The sequence below is a fragment of the Bartonella vinsonii subsp. vinsonii genome (genome assembly GCF_902825235.1).
Lineage (GTDB): Bacteria > Pseudomonadota > Alphaproteobacteria > Rhizobiales > Rhizobiaceae > Bartonella > Bartonella vinsonii.
Genome location: NZ_CADEAJ010000084.1, coordinates 1 through 348 on the forward strand (window position 1 = coordinate 1; position 348 = coordinate 348).

At 44.0% G+C, this 348-nt stretch carries 1 pseudogene; it reads left to right on the forward strand.

Annotated features, from left to right (window positions below):
* Positions 1 to 155, forward strand: a pseudogene (locus J7R12_RS09125) (late control protein); the annotation flags it as partial.
* Between the last annotated feature and the right edge of the window lie 193 nt (positions 156 to 348).

The following is a 348-nucleotide window of genomic DNA, read 5'->3' on the forward strand; positions in this document are numbered from 1 at the left end:
CGGATCAACCGCTGCTATTGCAAGGGTTCCGTAGTGAAATCAATGGTCCATGGAAAGCCCAAACCGTGACCCACCGCTATGAGAAACAAAGCGGATATACCACAGAAATTACACTCGAAGCACCAGACAAGGGAAAGGAAAGCAACAAAAAATAGAGGCTGGGCTGGTAGTCCAGCCAACGGGAACAGTTTGATACACACCCGTCCGATGTAACACAACTTAACATCGCAGCCACTTCTTATCACTTGAAGCAATGAGAAGATGGCTACTATAGATGAAAGAGTGTTAAAAAATTATGGATACACTTTGCAAGGAAACATTAAAATCAGTTGATCCCATTACACCAGC